This window comes from Duganella aceris (assembly GCF_011090165.1).
Classification (GTDB): domain Bacteria; phylum Pseudomonadota; class Gammaproteobacteria; order Burkholderiales; family Burkholderiaceae_D; genus Rugamonas; species Rugamonas aceris.
The window spans coordinates 60321-75574 of record NZ_JAADJT010000002.1; the positions used below are offsets into that span (position 1 = coordinate 60321).

Genomic DNA, 15254 nt, shown 5'->3' on the forward strand with positions numbered 1-15254 from the left:
GGCCATCGCGAAAACATGAATCTCTGGAATGGCAACGCTATAATGTACGATCGTTAATTTTGTATGGATAGCCCACCGTGTCCGATCGCCTTGCCGTATTGCCCCAGTATCTGCTGCCCAAGGGCGCGTTGACCAACTTCGCCGGCTGGGTCGCCGGCGCCAGGGGCGGACCGAGGACCACGGCGCTGATACGCTGGTTTGTCGGCCGCTACAACGTCAACATGGACGAGGCGCTCGATTCCAACATCGCCAACTACAAGACCTTCAACGACTTCTTCACCCGCGCGCTGCGCCCGGACGCGCGTCCGCTGGCCGACGCCGCCTTCATCTGCCCGGTCGACGGCCGCATCAGCCAATTCGGCGCCATCGATGACGACCAGATCTTCCAGGCCAAGGGCCACCGCTTCAGCACCACCGCGCTGGTCGGCGGCGACGCCGCGCTGGCCGCCAAATTCCAGCACGGCAGCTTCGCCAACCTGTACCTGAGCCCGCGCGACTACCACCGCATCCACATGCCGATCGAAGGCAGGCTGACCCGCATGATCTATGTGCCGGGCGAGCTGTTCTCGGTCAACCCGACCACCGCGCGCGGCATTCCGGGCCTGTTCGCCCGCAACGAGCGGGTGGTCTGCGTGTTCGACACCGCCCACGGCCCGTTCGTCATGACCCTGGTCGGCGCCACCATCGTCGGCAGCATGGCCACGGTCTGGCATGGCGTGATCAACCCGCCGCGCCTGAGCAAGGTCACCGAGTGGAGCTATGCCGACCAGAACATCGTGCTGAAAAAAGGCGAGGAACTGGGCCGTTTCCTGCTCGGCTCCACCGTCGTCATGCTGTTCCCGAAAGATGTGCTGAGCTTCAATCCAGGCTGGCAGCCGGCCGGCCCGGTGCGGCTGGGCGAAGCGATGGCGCAGCCGAAATAAGTTCAGACGCCGGCCGCCAGGCCGGTATCGAACGCCGCCTCCAGCATCTCGATGAACACCCGGGTCTTGGCCGGCATCAGCCGCCGCCCCGGGAATACCGCCCAGCCCGTCACATGCGGGAAGGCCCACTCCGGCAGCACCCGCACCAATTCCCCTGTCTGCAAGAACGGCCGCGCGATGGCCTCGGTCGAGGCGCCGATGCCGACGCCGGTGCTGGCCATGCGCATCAGCAGCTCCGGCGAATTGGCCAGCAGCCGCACCGGCAGCTCGCGCTCCCAGCTGATCTTGCCGCGCAAAAGATTCCAGCGGATCAAGCCATTCAGGCGCGGCGGCAGGCTCAACAGATCATGCTTGAACAAGTCGTCCGGATGCTCGGGCAGGCCGCGCAGCGTGGTGTACAGCGGCGAGGCGTACAGCGCCAGCCCGCTATTGATGATGCGGCGCGCGGCCAGGGTGGCGTCGTCCGGCAGGTTGCCCATGCGGATCGCCAGGTCGAAGCCCTCGGCCACCAGGTCGACACGGCGCGGCGACAGATCCAGCTCCAGCGAAATAGCTGGATAGCGGTTCATGAAGGCGGCCAAGGCCGCGTTCATCGCCACGTTGGCGAAGTCGGCCGGCATCGACACCCGCAGCAAGCCGCTCGGCGCGGACTGCCGGTGCTGCGCCAGCGCGCCGGCCGCCTCGGTCTCGTCGGCCACCTTGCGCGCGTGCTCCAGCAGACTGGCGCCGAACTCGGTCAACACCAGCTTGCGGGTGGTGCGCTGGAGCAGGCGCTCGCCCAAATGGGCCTCCAACAGCGAGATGCGGCGCGAAACGGTCGATTTCGGCAGCTGCACCCGTTCCGCCGCCAAGCTGAAACTGCCGCATTCGACGATGCGGGCGAATAACAGCAGGTCTCCGGGGTCGATTTCCATACGATTGTTCCATCAGTGGATTAATGTTATCCATTCTAACGGCTTCCGGAATGAATTTGAAACGATTAAAATAACTCCATCGCAGCACTCACCAGACATCCAGGAGCTACACCATGAACATCTTGCAAATCAATTCCAGCGCACGCAGCACCGGTTCCGAATCGACCCGCCTGGCCGACGCCATCGTCGCCAAAGTGCACGCCGCCAACCCGACCGCCGTCGTGACCCGCCGCGACCTGGCCAGCGATCCGCATCCGGTGATCGACGAGCCGACGCTGCAAGCCCTGTTCACCCCGGCCGACCAGCGCACCGCCGCCCAGGCCGCCCGCGTGGCATTGGATGACGCGCTGATCGCCCAGGCGCTGGCCGCCGACGTGATCGTGATCGGCGCGCCGACCTACAACTTCGGCATCACGGCGCAGCTGAAAAGCTGGTTCGACGCCATCGCCCGCGCCGGCGTCACCTTTAAATACGGCCCGACCGGCCCGGTCGGCCTGTTGACCGGCAAAAAAGTCTACGTCGCGCTGTCGCGTGGCGGCATGCATCGCGATGCGCCGACCGACACCCAGCTGGCGCACGTCAAGATGTTCCTGAGCTTCCTGGGCATGACCGATGTGCAATATGTGTTCGCCGAAGGCTTGGGCATGGGCCCGGAAGCGGTGGCCAAGGCGCAAGCGCAGGCCGAAGCGGAAATCAACGCCGTACTGGTGTAAGTAATCGATACAGGCGGCGCAACCAAACAAGGAGCAATACCATGACCGATCAAGTGAAAAACCAACGCAGCGTAGAACGCATCATCCAGGGCCAGGCCGTGATGGACGGCGCGGGCGTCAAGATCAACCGGGTATTGACCCAGACCCTGCAGCGCCGCCTCGACCCGTTTTTGATGCTGGACAACTTCGGCAGCGACCAGGCCAACGATTACATCGCCGGCTTCCCCAGCCATCCGCACCGCGGCTTCGAAACCGTGACCTACATGCTGGAGGGCCGCATGCGTCACAAGGACAGCAGCGGCAATGAAGGCTTGCTGACCAACGGCGGCGTGCAATGGATGACGGCCGGGCGCGGCGTGATCCACTCGGAAATGCCGGAGCAGGAAGACGGCGTGATGGAAGGCTTCCAGCTGTGGCTGAACCTGCCTGCGAAGGACAAGATGCGGGCGCCGTGGTATCGCGATTTCAACGGCGACGAGGTGCCGGCGTTCAGCACGGCGGACGGGGTCAAGGTCAAGGTCATCGCCGGCAGCAGCCACGGCGTGGCCGGCGCGGTGCAGCGCGAGGTGACGGAGCCGATCTACATCGACGTCGATCTGCCGGCGGGCGCCACGTTCAGCCAGTCGCTACCGGAAGGCCACAACGCCTTCATTTTCACTTATCGCGGCGCGGTCGAGGTGGGTGACAAGGCGGTGGGCACGGGCCGGATGGCGATCCTGGCCAACACGGCCGGCGCCGACGGCGTGACGATCCGCGCGACCGAAGCGAGCCGCTTGATCCTGATCGCCGGCCAGCCGCTGAACGAGCCGATCGCGCAATACGGCCCGTTCGTGATGAACACGCAAGCGGAGATCTTCGCCGCCGTCGAAGACTTCCGCGCCGGCAAGCTGGGCGAAGAAGCCCAAGCATAAAAATCCGGGGTCAGAGCTAAAAACTGGACACGGGCTCTACCGTAGCAATAGTTACGGTAGAGCCCGTGTCCAGTTTTTAGCTCTGACCCCGGAGTACCGGCTAGAATATCGGGATGATGCCCACTATCCTCAAATGGCTGCGCTACCTGAGCCACATTCTCGGCTTTGAGACGGCCGATTCCTTCCCGCCCGGCCATCCGTACGAGCGCACGACCTGGAACGGGGCCTATTTCGATATCGCTTCCGATGTCAAGCCGGACCAGATCGAAAGCCGCTTGTGCGAGGCCATCGGCAATACGCCGCTGGTGTTCGGCTACATCACCAATCCGACGCCGCGCATGCAGCGCGCGCTGCTGGCGATGCTGGAGGAGCGCATGCGCAATAATCGCGGCCGCGCCACCGAACTGGCCGCGCTGCTAGTCACCGCCTACGACAGTCCGCACATCACCGAAGTCCTTCCCGGCCTGCGCGCGGCCATCGCCGCCACCCGCCATGACGAGCTCGGCGAACGGGCGCGCAGTTTGATGGCTTTCCTCGCCGGCATGCAATCGCCTTTCGACGTGATCGACCTGAACTAGGCCGCCAGCGCCGTCGGCAGCGCCGGCTTGGCGAAGTTGCTCGGCACGTAGCGGTCGCGCAGCTTCATGAACGGCGTCTCCACGAACAGATACAGCACCCAGCCGGCGGCGATGCTGGCCACGCTCATGATGGCGATCGCCGGCCAGCTGTCCGGTCCCCAGCCGTGCGCCTGCAACGGCACCCGCAGCAACACGCACAATTGCTTGTGGGTCAGGTAGATCGCGTACGACCACAAGGCGATGCTGGCCGCGCCCGGCACCCGGTAGCGCTGCAACAGCGAGCCGTCACTCAGCGCGGCGATCAGCAGCAGGCTGAAACTCAGCCCCAGCAGCGGGTAGCCGATCACCGTCATCGTCAGGCCGTAGTGGTCGTCCAGCAGCAAACGCCACGTCAGCGCCAGCAAGGCGGCGCCGGCGGCCAGCGTCCAGTTGCCGAAGGCGGTGATGCGCGTCCAGGCGTCGGCGTGGTAATTCTTCAGCAGCGCCAGCGCCACCCCGCACACCAGCTCGTCGAAGCGGCATAGCGACGAGTAATAAATCAAGGTGTAGTAGTGATAGCCGCCCTGCTCCTCCGGCCCGACCTGCGTCGTCCACAGGTAATAGCGGATCGCCATGCCGGCGGTCAGCGTGCCGGCCACCGCGATCCAGGCCCACACCAGCGATTTGCGGCAGGCGGCGATCAGCAGCGCCAGCGCCGGCAGCAGCAGATAGAACTGTTCCTCGACGCACAGCGACCAGGCGTGCGAGAACGCGGTCCCCGGATTGAGGTGGATATTCTGCGTGAAGGTGAGGAATTTCCACAGCGGCGGCATGACGCTGGCGCCGCGCCAATACGGCCACAAGGCGTACAGCGCCAGCACCACGTAAAAATTCGGCAAGGTGCGCAGCAGCCGGCGCGCGTAGAAGCGCGGCAGCGAGAAGCGCTCCGGTCCGCTCTGCTGGCGGCGGATCGCGCCCAGGATCTGGTTGCCGATCAAATAGCCGCTGAGCGCGAAGAACAGGTCGACGCCGGCCCAGCCGATCTCGCTCATCCAGCCGAAGGTCGGCGTGTCGCTGACGAAGATCATGTAGTGGTTCATGAACACCAGCACGATCGCCAGCGCGCGCAAAGTGTCGAGGCCGGCGTTGCGGCGGGTGGTCGATGGATTCATCGGGCATATCTTAGCAGGGCGACACCGCCATCGTCAGCACATTATTGGCGACCGTCAACACTACCGTGCTGTCCGGCGCGATCGCGTAGTTCTGGCTGTGGCAGGAGTAATAATCGATCACGCCCAGCCGGATGCAGTCGATCGCGGCGCTGATGCCGGAGCTGATGGTGTAGGCCGACAGCACCATGTCCGGCGCCGTGACGAACTTCAGCGTCACATCCCGCCCGGTGTTGTTAAGAAAGATGGTCTTGGCGGGCTTGACCGTCTTCAGCGAATGGGTTTCCGTAAAATGAATCTTCACCACTACAGCACCCTGAACAGACCGGCGGGTCGGCCTTCGTTGTTGCGCGCCAGGTCGACGCTGATCTTTTTGCCGTCGTCCACCGGCAGCAGCGCGGCGGCCAGCTGCTTCAGGCTGTAGGCGGCGTAGTCGCGCGAGCCGAGAAATTCGGCCGGGGCCGTCAGCCATCCCAGCGACGCCAGCCCGGCCGCGATCATCGCTTCGCAACAAGCGCCGGAGCCGTACACGCCGACCTGGTACTGCGACTCGCCCGGCCAGGCGGCCTGGAACGCCTGGTTCACCCCTTCGAAATAGCGCATGATCGCGCCCTCGATCTCGTCGCCGCCCGGGTTGAAGTCCACCGCGAAGTAGATCGCCGAACCGGACGGCTGGGTGATCACCGACTGCGCCATCAGGTAGGCGGCGGCCCCATCGGCCAGTCCCTGCGCCCGGCTGAAGTAATTCAGGTGCGGACCGGCCGTCTCCCACACCACGCCGATCTGGATGCCGGCGTCGGTCAGCGCGCGCGCCTCGGCCAGCGACAGATTCTTGCCGGCCTGGTGGCTGTACGAGCGGATAGCGAAGTCGATACCTTGTTGCTTTATTGCTATGGCGTGCTGCGTCAATTCGAACGGAGCTTTTACGCCGGTCAGGACAGTCATGGGGTCTCCAGAAGGCTGCGGGGTGAACGATGACTGCGCCGGCCGCCAATGCGAAGGAATCGGCCGGATCTTCAATGCGCAAGATTGTTTATTTAATTCCTTCGACATAATGTTAAGATTTCCAAAATATGCAGTAGTGCAACTACTGTAACCATAGACTGCCGAAACAGCCTTCGGAAAACCTTCCGATCGCTAAGTCATTGATTACAAAGCACTCATCATCGTGCAGAGAAGATTCGTGTGAACCATAAAAGCTTTCGATTTGGACAGTGGCGTATTGATCCGGCAACAAATACCGTCAGTTGCGAGGGTCTGAGCCGGCAGCTGGAGCCGCGTGCGATGGATGTTTTATTGCATCTTTGCGCCAATCCGCATGTCGTCGTGTCGGCCGAACAATTGCTGGAAGCGTGCTGGGGCGATGTCTCGCCGAGCGACAACGCGATCCACAAAATCATCACCCAGCTGCGCCGCGCGCTGGACGATTCGGCGGTCGAGCCGCGCTACATCGAAACCATCCGCAAGCGCGGCTACCGTCTGCTGGCCGAGCTCAGCTACGACGACGACGTCAGCAACGGCAGCTGGCTGCACGCCTCCCCGTTCCGCGGCCTGGAAGCGTTCGAGGAGCAGCACGCCGCGATTTTCTTCGGCCGCAAGATCGGCGTCGACCAGCTGGTGCAGGTGGTGGTATCCCAGGTCCAGGCCGCCTGCGCGATGGTGCTGGTGCTCGGCCCGTCCGGCGCCGGCAAGACTTCGCTGGTGCAGGCCGGCCTGATTCCCGCGCTGAAGGCCGGCGCCGCGCCGGCCGACGCCGGGATCGCGATCGCCACCCACGTCCAGCTCGATTGCGCCGACATGGGCCAGGCCGGGCTGCTGGAAACCCTGGCCAGCGTGCTGCTCGACGCCGAGCTCGGCGAGCGCCTGTTGTTCGCCAACACCAGCGCGGCGGCGCTGGCGCAGCGGCTGGCGCAGGATCTGCCGGGCGTGATCGAACAATTGCAGAAGCAGCTGTCGGCGATTCGGGTGCTGCTGTTCATCGACCGTTTCGAAGCCGTGTTCCGGCTGCCGCATATCGGCGAGCCGGAGCGCGCGGCCTTCATCAACGTGCTCGACCAGCTGGCGCGCTCCGGCTGCCTGCTGCTGATCCTCGGCTGCCGCAACGACTTTTACCCGCATCTGACCGCCTATCCGGCGCTGATGAGCATGAAGCTGCGCGGCGGCCACTTCGATCTGGCGCCCCCCGGCAGCGCCGATATCGCGCAGATCATCCGCCACCCGGCGCAGGTGGCGCAGCTGCGCTACACCCTCGACGAGCGCGGCGAAGGCCTGGACGAGGTATTGATCAACGCGGCGCGCTCCGGTCCGGATACGCTGCCGCTGCTGCAATATTGCCTGCAGGAGTTGTACCGGCTGCGCAGCCCCGGTGGCGAGCTGAGCCACGCGTCCTACCACCAGATGGGCGGCCTGGAGGGCGCGATCGGCGCCCGCGCCGAGCAGGTGATTTCAGCGCTGGGGCCGACGCAGATCGCCGCCCTGCCCCATGTGCTGTCGCAGCTGGTGCTGGTGGCGGAGGATGAAGCAACGGTCAGCTCGCGCCGCGTGCCGTGGACCGCGCTGCGCAACGACGCCGAGAACAAGCTGGTGCAAGCGCTGGTGGACGCCCACCTGTTCGTCAGCGACCTGCAGGGCGGCGCACCCGCCTTCGGCATCGCGCACGAAGCCCTGCTGCGCCGCTGGCCGCGCGTGGTGGCGTGGATCGACGAGCACCGCCAGGCGCTGCAAGTGCGCAGCCGCATCAGCGCCCAGGCCCGGCGCTGGCAGGAATCCGAGCGCAAGCGCGACATGCTGCTGCCGTCCGGCACCCAGACCAACCAGGCACGCCGGTTGCTGGAAACGGCGGGCTTCAGCTTCTCGCCGCAGGAACAGGCCTTCATCGGCGCCTCGCTGCAGAGCGAACGGCGCGGCGAGCGTCTGCGGCTGGTGGTTTTGTGCGTGGTCATGGGCCTGGCCCTGCTCGCGGGCGGCCTGGGCTTGGCCGCGCGCAAGGCGCAAACCGTGGCGGAGCAGCACCGGGCCGAGGCCGAGGGATTGATGGGGTATATGCTTGGGGAATTCGTCGACAAGTTACGTCCGATCGGCAAGCTGGATCTTCTCGACAGCATCAGCAATCGCGCGCTGAAGTATTTATCGGATCCATTCTGGGGCAATGATGGCGATATCGCGCTGGCGCAGCGCGCCAAGTCGCTGCAGCTGATTTCCGAAGTACGATTTTCCCGCGCCGATCCGGTCGGAGCCGAAAATGCGTTGCAGGCGGCGCAAGCCATCATTCAGAAGCTGCTTCAACATAGCCCAGACGACGTACTCCTGCTTAAAAGCGCCGGTGAAAACGCTTTCTGGCTTGGGCAAATCCACCTCGATCAGAAAGAGTGGATCCTGGCCCGGGGCTATTTTGAGGACTATCTGAAATATGCCGATCGCCAAGCAGCGCTCGCTCCTGCTTCGGTTGATGCGTGGGTGGAACAATCCTACGCGCATAGCAACCTTGGCACCGTGGCGATACGCAGCGGCGATGCGGCGGCGGCCGAAAAGGAGTTCAAGCTTTCAGTGGCGCTGAAACAGCGCGCCTACGAGCAGACGCCCAAGAACAAACGCCTGGGAGCGGATCTCGCGAACAGCCTGTCATGGCAGGCCAGCGCTCAAATTCAGCTGGGCAAATTAGACCTTGCTGAAAGGCTCAGCGAGCGCGAACTGACGCTATTGCAATCGCTGCAGAACAGCAATCCCGAAGAGACGTTATGGAGTAATGAACTGGCGTCCGCATGGTCGCATCGCTCCGACCTCAAGCAAGCGCGCGGTGATCTGGCCGGCAGCCACGCCGCTGTGCAGCAGGCCTACGGGCTGTTACAAACGATAGTCGAGAGCGATCACAGCAATCGGAACTGGCAGCGGAACCTGTACATTGCGGAATTGCGTATGATCGAGACCGAGGAAGGACGAGAGAATCCTGCTCAAGTGATGACGCGTCTAAATAAGCTACAGCAAAATCTCGCGGAGTTAAGCCGCCTGGAACCGAAAAAGCTGACGCTGCAAGTCGTACTGGCCAGCGTGCAACAGCGTAAAGCAGCGATACATTTGCGTAACCGTCAGCACGACGAGGCCGATGCCAGTCTGGCGCCGGCGCTGGAGAAACTTCAACAGCTGTACGCGTCCACGCCGAACGACTTGATCATCCGTAATGGCTTGGTCGATGCTCTATTGCTGAAAGCCGAGATCGTTGAACAGAAAGATATCGGCAACGCGCGACATCAATGCGATACGGTACGCCAAATTTTGTCCCCGCTGGCCGGTAAAAGCAGCGACTTCCGCGTGCTGGCACCGTGGGTCAAGGCGCATGCCTGCCTGGATCAGCTTCAGCAAAGCGAACAGGCCCGAAAACAACTCGAAGCGATGTCTTATCGCGATCCGGTCTATCTGCACTACCTTTCCACCCACCCACTGAAGAAAGTAAATTCATGAGCACACTCATTCCAAGCACACCGTTCATCAATGTTCTTGTCAAAGTACGACCAGGCGACACCCCGGGCAGCTACAAGGTGGAAACAGCGCCGACTGTCCCGTGGGTGACGGAGAAAGACACGGTCATCAACTATCAAATTTTCGACAGCGGCAAAAACGACATCGTCTTTAACAGCAAAAATCCCATGACGGTCACGCCAACGGAAAATGGTCAATTCAGCACCGCCAGCGTCAGCGTCAGCGGCAAGCAATTGACGTTCACCGATGCCAACACCACGCCGATGACGCTGAAGATAAATCTCCACTTCCAGGATGAAAGCGGCGTCGAATTCTCGCACGACCCGGAAGTTCGTAACGAACCAGAGCGTTAACATTAGCGGGTCCGATGCGCCTACACTTGCGCATCGGACCATTGACCAGGACCTGGCATGAGCGACACCAACAAATTCCAATTCAAATCCCACCAGTACAGCGGCCAGTGCGCCGGCATTAAACTGATCGTGACCGGCGCCGTGCACGGCAACGAAACTTGCGGCACCAAGGCGATTCAGCGCGTGATGCGCGAGCTCGACGATGGTCAGCTGCTGATCCGCAACGGCAGCGTCACCTTCGTGCCGGTCACCAATCCGCTGGCCTACGCCAAGGGCGAACGCTCCGGCGAACGCAATCTGAACCGCAATCTGTTCCCGAATTCCAACCCGCAGGATTTCGAGGACCGCATCGCCAACTGGCTGTGCCCTTTGCTGGCGCAACACGATGTGCTGCTCGACCTGCATTCGTTCAACGCCGACAGCGAGCCCTTCGTCATGGTCGGGCCGCGCGACAACGATGGTCCGCTGGAACCGTTCAGGCACGAACAGCAGGAACGCGCGATGGCGCGCCGGCTTGGCGTGCGCCGCTTCGTCGACGGCTGGTTGCGCACCTATGGCGATGGGGTGCAGCGGCGCCTGCGCGGCAGCATCGAACTGCAAACCGTGCTGCGCTACGGCATGGGCACCACCGAATACATGCGCAGCACCGGCGGCTATGCGTTGACGCTCGAATGCGGGCAGCACGCCGATCCGCAGGCGCCCGAGGTGGCCTATCGCGCCATCATGAACACGCTGGCCTTCCACGGCTTGATCGATGCGCCGTCGCCGGACCCGATCGCGCCGGAGCGGATGGAGGCGCTGAGCATGGTCGCGGTCTACGACAAGCAGCATGCCGATGACCGCTTCAGCCGCCCATGGTCGAGCTTTGATCCGGTGACGCAAGGCCAGCAGATCGGCAGCCGCGCCGACGGCACGCCGGTGCTGGCGGAGTTCGACGGCCGCATCCTGTTCCCGGACGCGGCGGCCGGCGCCAACAGCGAGTGGTATTACCTGACCCGCGCCAATCCGGCCTTCTAAGCTGCAGTTTTCCCGCACGGCCTGTTTACACGCAGGCGGTCCGACCCGGTGCCGATGACAAAATTGCCGCCGTGGCCGGGGCGCGTCATAATGTTCCTTCTAAATCAATAACAACCAGGAGCATCCATGTTTTTAGCGGCCCAGATCGTCACCGGCTTGGTGGTACTGATACACGTGTACATCGTTTTGCTGGAGACGGTGCTGTTCCAGACCCGCGGCCGCCGCGTGTTTGGTTTGAGTAAAGAGAAGGCCGATGTGGTGCAGCCGGCGATGTCCAACCAGGGTTGCTATAACGGTTTCCTGGTGGCGGCGCTGGTGGTCGGCTTCGTTCATCCGGACGCGGCGACGGCTTCGGCGTTCACCGTGTTCGGCTTATGCTGCGTGGCGGTGGCGGGCGTCTGGGGCGGGATCACCGTCAAGCGCACCATCCTGCTGATCCAGACGCTGCCGGCCGTGATCGCGCTGGCGCTGCACTATGCGGTCTAGGTTCGCCGGGGCGCTGGTGGTGGTGGCCGCCGCCCTTGCCGTGTGCGCGGTGGGATATCGTCAGATGTCGGCCAGGCCGGCGCCGCACGAGACGACGTCCGCCTCCTGCACGCAGCAGGCCATCCGGCAGATCCGAGATATCACCGAGCGGGCGATCCAGTCGTCCAGGTGCGCGCGGCTGGTCAAGTAGGCGTGCCCGGCAGCACCAGCGGCGCCACCGACGGGATGGTGTCCGGCGGCTTGGCGCCGCTGCCGCGCAGCGCCAGCAGCCAGCCGATGCCGTCGAACCAGAACGGCGCGCCCAGCGACGAGGCGAACGCGGTGATGATCCAGCCGAACAGGGCGAACACCAGCGCGAGCACGAAGGCGCCGGCGCCCTTGCCCGCTGCGGCGTCGAAGCGCGGCGACGGCCAGCCGATCGGCAGCGCCTTGACCGCCTGGAATTCGCGCCCGGCCTGCGCCGCTTGCGCGGTCGGGGTCGGGGTCGTGGCGGGCGGCGCCGGAGGCGGCTTGGCCTCGGCCGCTTTGCGGACCAGCTCGGCCGTGACGGCGGAATCGTTCCACAAACGCTGCGACAATCCCAGCGCATCGATATTGATCGCGCACGCGTAGAACAAACCCACGCAGAACAGCACCAGCTGCGAGCGCCGCTTGTACCAGCCGCTGGTGCGCTCCATCACCGTGTCGTACCAGATGCGCACCGCCGCCTCCAGCGCCGCGACGTTGTCCGGTCCCTCCCCCATGATCGCCAGCAAAGTGCGGCTCAGGCCGTCGTTGCCGACTTTGGCCAGCAGCATGGCGGCGGTCTGCGCCTTGCCGTATCTGGCGGTCAGCGTCGAAATGAAGGCGCGGGCGAAGATCGCCGAGGGGATATACGACGGCATGCGCCCTTTCTGCGCCATGCCGACGATCAGCGGATGGCCCATGACTTCGGCCGTCAGCGATTGCGCGCCCAGCTTGTCCAGTCCGAAGCCGCGGTCCAGCCGCAGCAAGCGCTGGATCGACGGCACGATGCCGCGTATTTTCTTCTTGCCCGCCGATTCATGCAGCATGGTCAGCACGCCGTCGAGCAGCACCTTGGCGCGGGTCTGGAACAGCGACGCGATCGCTTCGCGCGTGGCGCTGCACAGCAGGCTCACCGCCAGAAAGGTGTACGACAGGCCGATCGCCACATCCAGATAATGACTCGACATACGCTCTCCGTTAGCCTTCCAACAATATTCCACACCATAAAGGATTTTGCGGCCGGCAGCACGCTTTTCTTTTGTATCGTATTATGACGATATTGAAATCGGAAAAACACGATCTATATATCGTTACATGCAGATGGACATAGACGCTATACACAAAGCCCTCGCCAACCCGATGCGGCGCCAGATCCTGGTGTGGCTGAAGGAGCCCGAGGTGTATTTCTCGGACCAGCAGCATCCGCTCAGCCTGGGCGTGTGCGCCGGCCTGATCGACCGCCGCTGCGAGCTGTCGCAGTCGACCGTGTCGGCGCATCTGTCCACCTTGCTCAAGGCCGGCCTGATCACGTCGCACCGTGTCGGCCAATGGAACTATTTCAAACGTGATGAAGCTGTGATCCAGGCCTTCATCGATCAAATGCAACTATAGGAAACTGAACATGGCAAATCTTTTCGACCCGATCACCATTGGCGACATCACGCTGAAAAACCGTATCGTCATGGCGCCGCTGACCCGCGCCCGCGCCGTGGGCGGCGCCCGCGTGCCGAACGCGCTGATGGCCAAGTACTACGCACAACGCGCCAGCGCCGGCCTGATCCTGAGCGAGGCGACCGCCGTCACGCCGCAGGGCGTGGGCTATGCCGACACGCCGGGCCTGTGGTCCGACGAGCAGGTCGAAGGCTGGAAGCAGGTGACGGCGGCGGTGCACCAGGCCGGCGGCGTGATCTTCGCCCAGCTGTGGCATGTGGGCCGCATCTCGGATCCGAGCTTCCTCAACGGCGACGCGCCGGTCTCGGCCAGCGCGATCGCGGCCGAAGGCCACGTCAGCCTGCTGCGTCCGCAGCGCGCCTATCCGGTGCCGCGCGCGCTGGATACCGAAGAGCTGGCCGGCATCGTGGCCGCCTATAAAAAAGGCGCGGAAAACGCCAAGAAGGCCGGCTTCGACGGCGTGGAAATTCACGGCGCCAACGGCTATCTGCTGGATCAGTTCCTGCAAGACAAAACCAACCAGCGCAGCGACAACTATGGCGGCCCGATCGAGAACCGCGCCCGCCTGATGCTGGAAGTGACCGATGCCTGCATCGCGGTGTGGGGCGCGAACCGGGTCGGCATGCACCTGGCGCCGCGCCGCGATTCGCACGACATGGGCGACTCGAACCCGGCCGCGACCTTCGGTTACGTGGCGCGCGAGCTGGGCAAGCGCAAGATCGCCTTCATCTGCGCACGCGAAGCGGTCGGCGAGGACAGCCTGGGGCCGTTGCTGAAAAAGGAATTCGGCGGCGTCTACATCGCCAATGAAAAGATGGACAAGCAGGCCGCGCAACAAGTGCTGGACAGCGGCGCCGCCGACGCGATCGCGTTCGGCAAGGCTTACATCTCGAATCCGGACCTGGTGCGCCGTCTGCAACAGGACGCGCCGCTGAACGCGTGGAATGCCGACACCTTCTACGCGCCGGCCGAGGAAGGCTATACCGACTACCCGGCGTTGGCGTAACCGGAACTAACCCCGGTTCAGCGCGGCTGCGTGTAGTTGACCGGCACGAACTGGTAAGCACCCTTGCCGTTCGAGCGCACGTGGCCCAGCGCCGGGAACGCCAGGTGCGGCGCGCCGATCAGGTAGCCGCCCTTGGCGGCCGCCGCGAACGCTTCCTTGCGCTCGGCGATGGCGACCTTGCTGTCCTCGTCGAACGCGATGCCGACGCCGGGATTGTCGAACTGCACCGCCTGCACGTGCAGCAAATCGCCCAGCAACACCAGCTTCTGTCCCTTGCTCTCGACCACATAGGTGATGTGGCCGGGCGTGTGCCCGCCGTTGAGGTAGGATTTGATGCCCGGCGCCAGCTCGCTGTTGGCGACGATGGGCTGGAACTTGCCCGCCTTCACATACGGATTGATCGACACCATCGGCCCCTGGAAATCGTCCTTGGCCTCGGCCGAGGCCTTGTCCAGGTTGGCCGGATTCAGATAGTAATCGGCGTCGAGCTTGCCGGCGCGCACGGTGGCGTTCGGGAACACCCGCTGTTCGTTGCTGGCCAGACCGCCGACGTGGTCGCCGTGCATGTGGCTGATGTAGATCTCGTCGACCTGCTCCGGCTTGTAGCCGGACGCCTTCAGGTTGCCCAGCAACTGGCCCAGGGTCGGGCCGAACAGGCTGGCGGCGCCGGCGTCGATCAAGATCAGCTTGGCGCCGGTGTTGATCAGGAAGCCGTTGACCGAGGTTTGCAGCGGGCTTTTCTCGAACGACCGGGCCAGCGCGGCGTCGGTCTTGGCGGCCGGCTGCTTGAGCAGCTTGGAAACCGGCAAGTCCATGGTACCGTCGTTGAGCACGGTGATTTCAAAATCGCCCAAGGTGGTGCGATAAAAACCCGGCGCCTGGAACTTGGCCATCGGTGCGGCGGCCTGGGCCGGCATGGCCGCGATGGAGGCGGCCAGCGCGGCGAGGATGGCGGCGGTCCGGGTCGATGTCGTCGTAAGCATGGCTCCCCTTGTTTTTCAGATTTGTCAGGAACGCTACAATACCTCAAATGCGTCAAGTCGGTTGCGACG

16 protein-coding genes are annotated in these 15254 nt (G+C 63.7%); 10 read left to right on the top strand and 6 right to left on the bottom strand.

Annotated elements, in window-relative coordinates; genetic code table 11:
• Window positions 1-77 precede the first annotated feature (77 nt).
• Window positions 78-923 carry an archaetidylserine decarboxylase gene (gene asd, locus GW587_RS04780; RefSeq protein ID WP_166099291.1) on the top strand — a complete coding sequence of 282 codons (846 nt, stop codon included), beginning with the start codon at window positions 78-80 and terminating at the stop codon, window positions 921-923.
• A 2-nt stretch (window positions 924-925) separates the two neighbouring features.
• Here the strand turns inward: asd and GW587_RS04785 are convergent, their stop codons facing one another.
• On the bottom strand, window positions 926-1837 hold the full coding sequence (locus tag GW587_RS04785) for a LysR family transcriptional regulator (RefSeq protein ID WP_166099293.1): 912 nt from the start codon (window positions 1835-1837) through the stop codon (window positions 926-928).
• Window positions 1838-1950: 113 nt separating this feature from the next.
• On the opposite strand from GW587_RS04785, the gene GW587_RS04790 reads away from it, so the two are divergent.
• From GW587_RS04790 to GW587_RS04800, 3 genes are all read left to right on the top strand, one after another.
• Window positions 1951-2550 carry an FMN-dependent NADH-azoreductase gene (locus tag GW587_RS04790; RefSeq protein ID WP_166099296.1) on the top strand — a complete coding sequence of 200 codons (600 nt, stop codon included), beginning with the start codon at window positions 1951-1953 and terminating at the stop codon, window positions 2548-2550.
• A 41-nt stretch (window positions 2551-2591) separates the two neighbouring features.
• Window positions 2592-3461 carry a pirin family protein gene (locus tag GW587_RS04795; RefSeq protein WP_166099298.1) on the top strand — a complete coding sequence of 290 codons (870 nt, stop codon included), beginning with the start codon at window positions 2592-2594 and terminating at the stop codon, window positions 3459-3461.
• A 113-nt stretch (window positions 3462-3574) separates the two neighbouring features.
• Window positions 3575-4039: a hypothetical protein gene (locus tag GW587_RS04800; RefSeq protein WP_166099300.1), complete on the top strand. Its 465-nt coding sequence runs from the start codon at window positions 3575-3577 to the stop codon at window positions 4037-4039.
• Here GW587_RS04800 and GW587_RS04805 read toward each other — a convergent pair.
• Genes GW587_RS04805 through GW587_RS04815 form a run of 3 tightly spaced genes read right to left on the bottom strand, consistent with a single transcriptional unit; the run spans window position 4036 to window position 6132 of the window.
• Window positions 4036-5190, bottom strand: a complete 1155-nt coding sequence (locus GW587_RS04805) for an acyltransferase family protein (protein ID WP_166099303.1) — start codon at window positions 5188-5190, stop codon at window positions 4036-4038. The genes GW587_RS04800 and GW587_RS04805 overlap by 4 nt on opposite strands.
• Window positions 5191-5200: 10 nt before the next feature.
• Window positions 5201-5491 carry a hypothetical protein gene (locus GW587_RS04810; RefSeq protein ID WP_371875544.1) on the bottom strand — a complete coding sequence of 97 codons (291 nt, stop codon included), beginning with the start codon at window positions 5489-5491 and terminating at the stop codon, window positions 5201-5203.
• A gap of 2 nt (window positions 5492-5493) precedes the next feature.
• The gene (locus GW587_RS04815) at window positions 5494-6132 is read right to left on the bottom strand and encodes a DUF1906 domain-containing protein (RefSeq protein ID WP_166099307.1); all 639 of its coding nucleotides are present in this window, start codon (window positions 6130-6132) and stop codon (window positions 5494-5496) included.
• A 240-nt stretch (window positions 6133-6372) separates the two neighbouring features.
• Here GW587_RS04815 and GW587_RS04820 point away from each other — a divergent pair, with 240 nt between their 5' ends.
• From GW587_RS04820 to GW587_RS04835, 4 genes are all read left to right on the top strand, one after another.
• Window positions 6373-9645, top strand: coding sequence for an nSTAND1 domain-containing NTPase (locus GW587_RS04820; protein WP_166099309.1), 3273 nt, complete (start codon window positions 6373-6375; stop codon window positions 9643-9645).
• Window positions 9642-10016 (top strand): DP-EP family protein, encoded by a 375-nt coding sequence (locus tag GW587_RS04825; protein ID WP_166099311.1) that lies wholly within the window; start codon window positions 9642-9644, stop codon window positions 10014-10016. Before GW587_RS04820 ends, GW587_RS04825 begins: the two co-directional genes overlap by 4 nt.
• A gap of 57 nt (window positions 10017-10073) precedes the next feature.
• Window positions 10074-11033 (top strand): M14 family metallopeptidase, encoded by a 960-nt coding sequence (locus tag GW587_RS04830; RefSeq protein WP_166099314.1) that lies wholly within the window; start codon window positions 10074-10076, stop codon window positions 11031-11033.
• 126 nt (window positions 11034-11159) lie between these two features.
• Window positions 11160-11519 (top strand): DUF1304 domain-containing protein, encoded by a 360-nt coding sequence (locus tag GW587_RS04835; RefSeq protein ID WP_166099317.1) that lies wholly within the window; start codon window positions 11160-11162, stop codon window positions 11517-11519.
• Between the two features lie 182 nt (window positions 11520-11701).
• On the opposite strand, the gene GW587_RS04840 is transcribed toward GW587_RS04835, so the two are convergent.
• Window positions 11702-12712: a hypothetical protein gene (locus tag GW587_RS04840; RefSeq protein ID WP_166099319.1), complete on the bottom strand. Its 1011-nt coding sequence runs from the start codon at window positions 12710-12712 to the stop codon at window positions 11702-11704.
• 127 nt (window positions 12713-12839) lie between these two features.
• Between GW587_RS04840 and GW587_RS04845 the strand changes: the two genes are divergently transcribed.
• Both GW587_RS04845 and GW587_RS04850 read left to right on the top strand, forming a co-directional pair.
• Window positions 12840-13136, top strand: coding sequence for an ArsR/SmtB family transcription factor (locus tag GW587_RS04845; RefSeq protein ID WP_166099322.1), 297 nt, complete (start codon window positions 12840-12842; stop codon window positions 13134-13136).
• A 10-nt stretch (window positions 13137-13146) separates the two neighbouring features.
• Complete coding sequence (locus tag GW587_RS04850; RefSeq protein WP_166099325.1) at window positions 13147-14202, top strand: alkene reductase; 1056 nt, start codon at window positions 13147-13149, stop codon at window positions 14200-14202.
• A 17-nt stretch (window positions 14203-14219) separates the two neighbouring features.
• Here the strand turns inward: GW587_RS04850 and GW587_RS04855 are convergent, their stop codons facing one another.
• The gene (locus GW587_RS04855) at window positions 14220-15185 is read right to left on the bottom strand and encodes an MBL fold metallo-hydrolase (RefSeq protein ID WP_166099328.1); all 966 of its coding nucleotides are present in this window, start codon (window positions 15183-15185) and stop codon (window positions 14220-14222) included.
• Window positions 15186-15254: the final 69 nt, after the last annotated feature.

Excerpts from the sequence above, each read along its gene's own strand:
- GW587_RS04785 (WP_166099293.1), bottom strand. The coding sequence starts at position 1,837 with ATGGAAATCGACCCCGGAGACCTGCTGTTATTCGCCCGCATCGTCGAA.
- GW587_RS04790 (WP_166099296.1), top strand. The coding sequence starts at position 1,951 with ATGAACATCTTGCAAATCAATTCCAGCGCACGCAGCACCGGTTCCGAA.
- GW587_RS04795 (WP_166099298.1), top strand. The coding sequence starts at position 2,592 with ATGACCGATCAAGTGAAAAACCAACGCAGCGTAGAACGCATCATCCAG.
- GW587_RS04800 (WP_166099300.1), top strand. The coding sequence starts at position 3,575 with ATGATGCCCACTATCCTCAAATGGCTGCGCTACCTGAGCCACATTCTC.
- GW587_RS04805 (WP_166099303.1), bottom strand. The coding sequence starts at position 5,190 with ATGAATCCATCGACCACCCGCCGCAACGCCGGCCTCGACACTTTGCGC.
- GW587_RS04815 (WP_166099307.1), bottom strand. The coding sequence starts at position 6,132 with ATGACTGTCCTGACCGGCGTAAAAGCTCCGTTCGAATTGACGCAGCAC.
- GW587_RS04825 (WP_166099311.1), top strand. The coding sequence starts at position 9,642 with ATGAGCACACTCATTCCAAGCACACCGTTCATCAATGTTCTTGTCAAA.
- GW587_RS04830 (WP_166099314.1), top strand. The coding sequence starts at position 10,074 with ATGAGCGACACCAACAAATTCCAATTCAAATCCCACCAGTACAGCGGC.
- GW587_RS04835 (WP_166099317.1), top strand. The coding sequence starts at position 11,160 with ATGTTTTTAGCGGCCCAGATCGTCACCGGCTTGGTGGTACTGATACAC.
- GW587_RS04840 (WP_166099319.1), bottom strand. The coding sequence starts at position 12,712 with ATGTCGAGTCATTATCTGGATGTGGCGATCGGCCTGTCGTACACCTTT.
- GW587_RS04845 (WP_166099322.1), top strand. The coding sequence starts at position 12,840 with ATGCAGATGGACATAGACGCTATACACAAAGCCCTCGCCAACCCGATG.
- GW587_RS04850 (WP_166099325.1), top strand. The coding sequence starts at position 13,147 with ATGGCAAATCTTTTCGACCCGATCACCATTGGCGACATCACGCTGAAA.
- GW587_RS04855 (WP_166099328.1), bottom strand. The coding sequence starts at position 15,185 with ATGCTTACGACGACATCGACCCGGACCGCCGCCATCCTCGCCGCGCTG.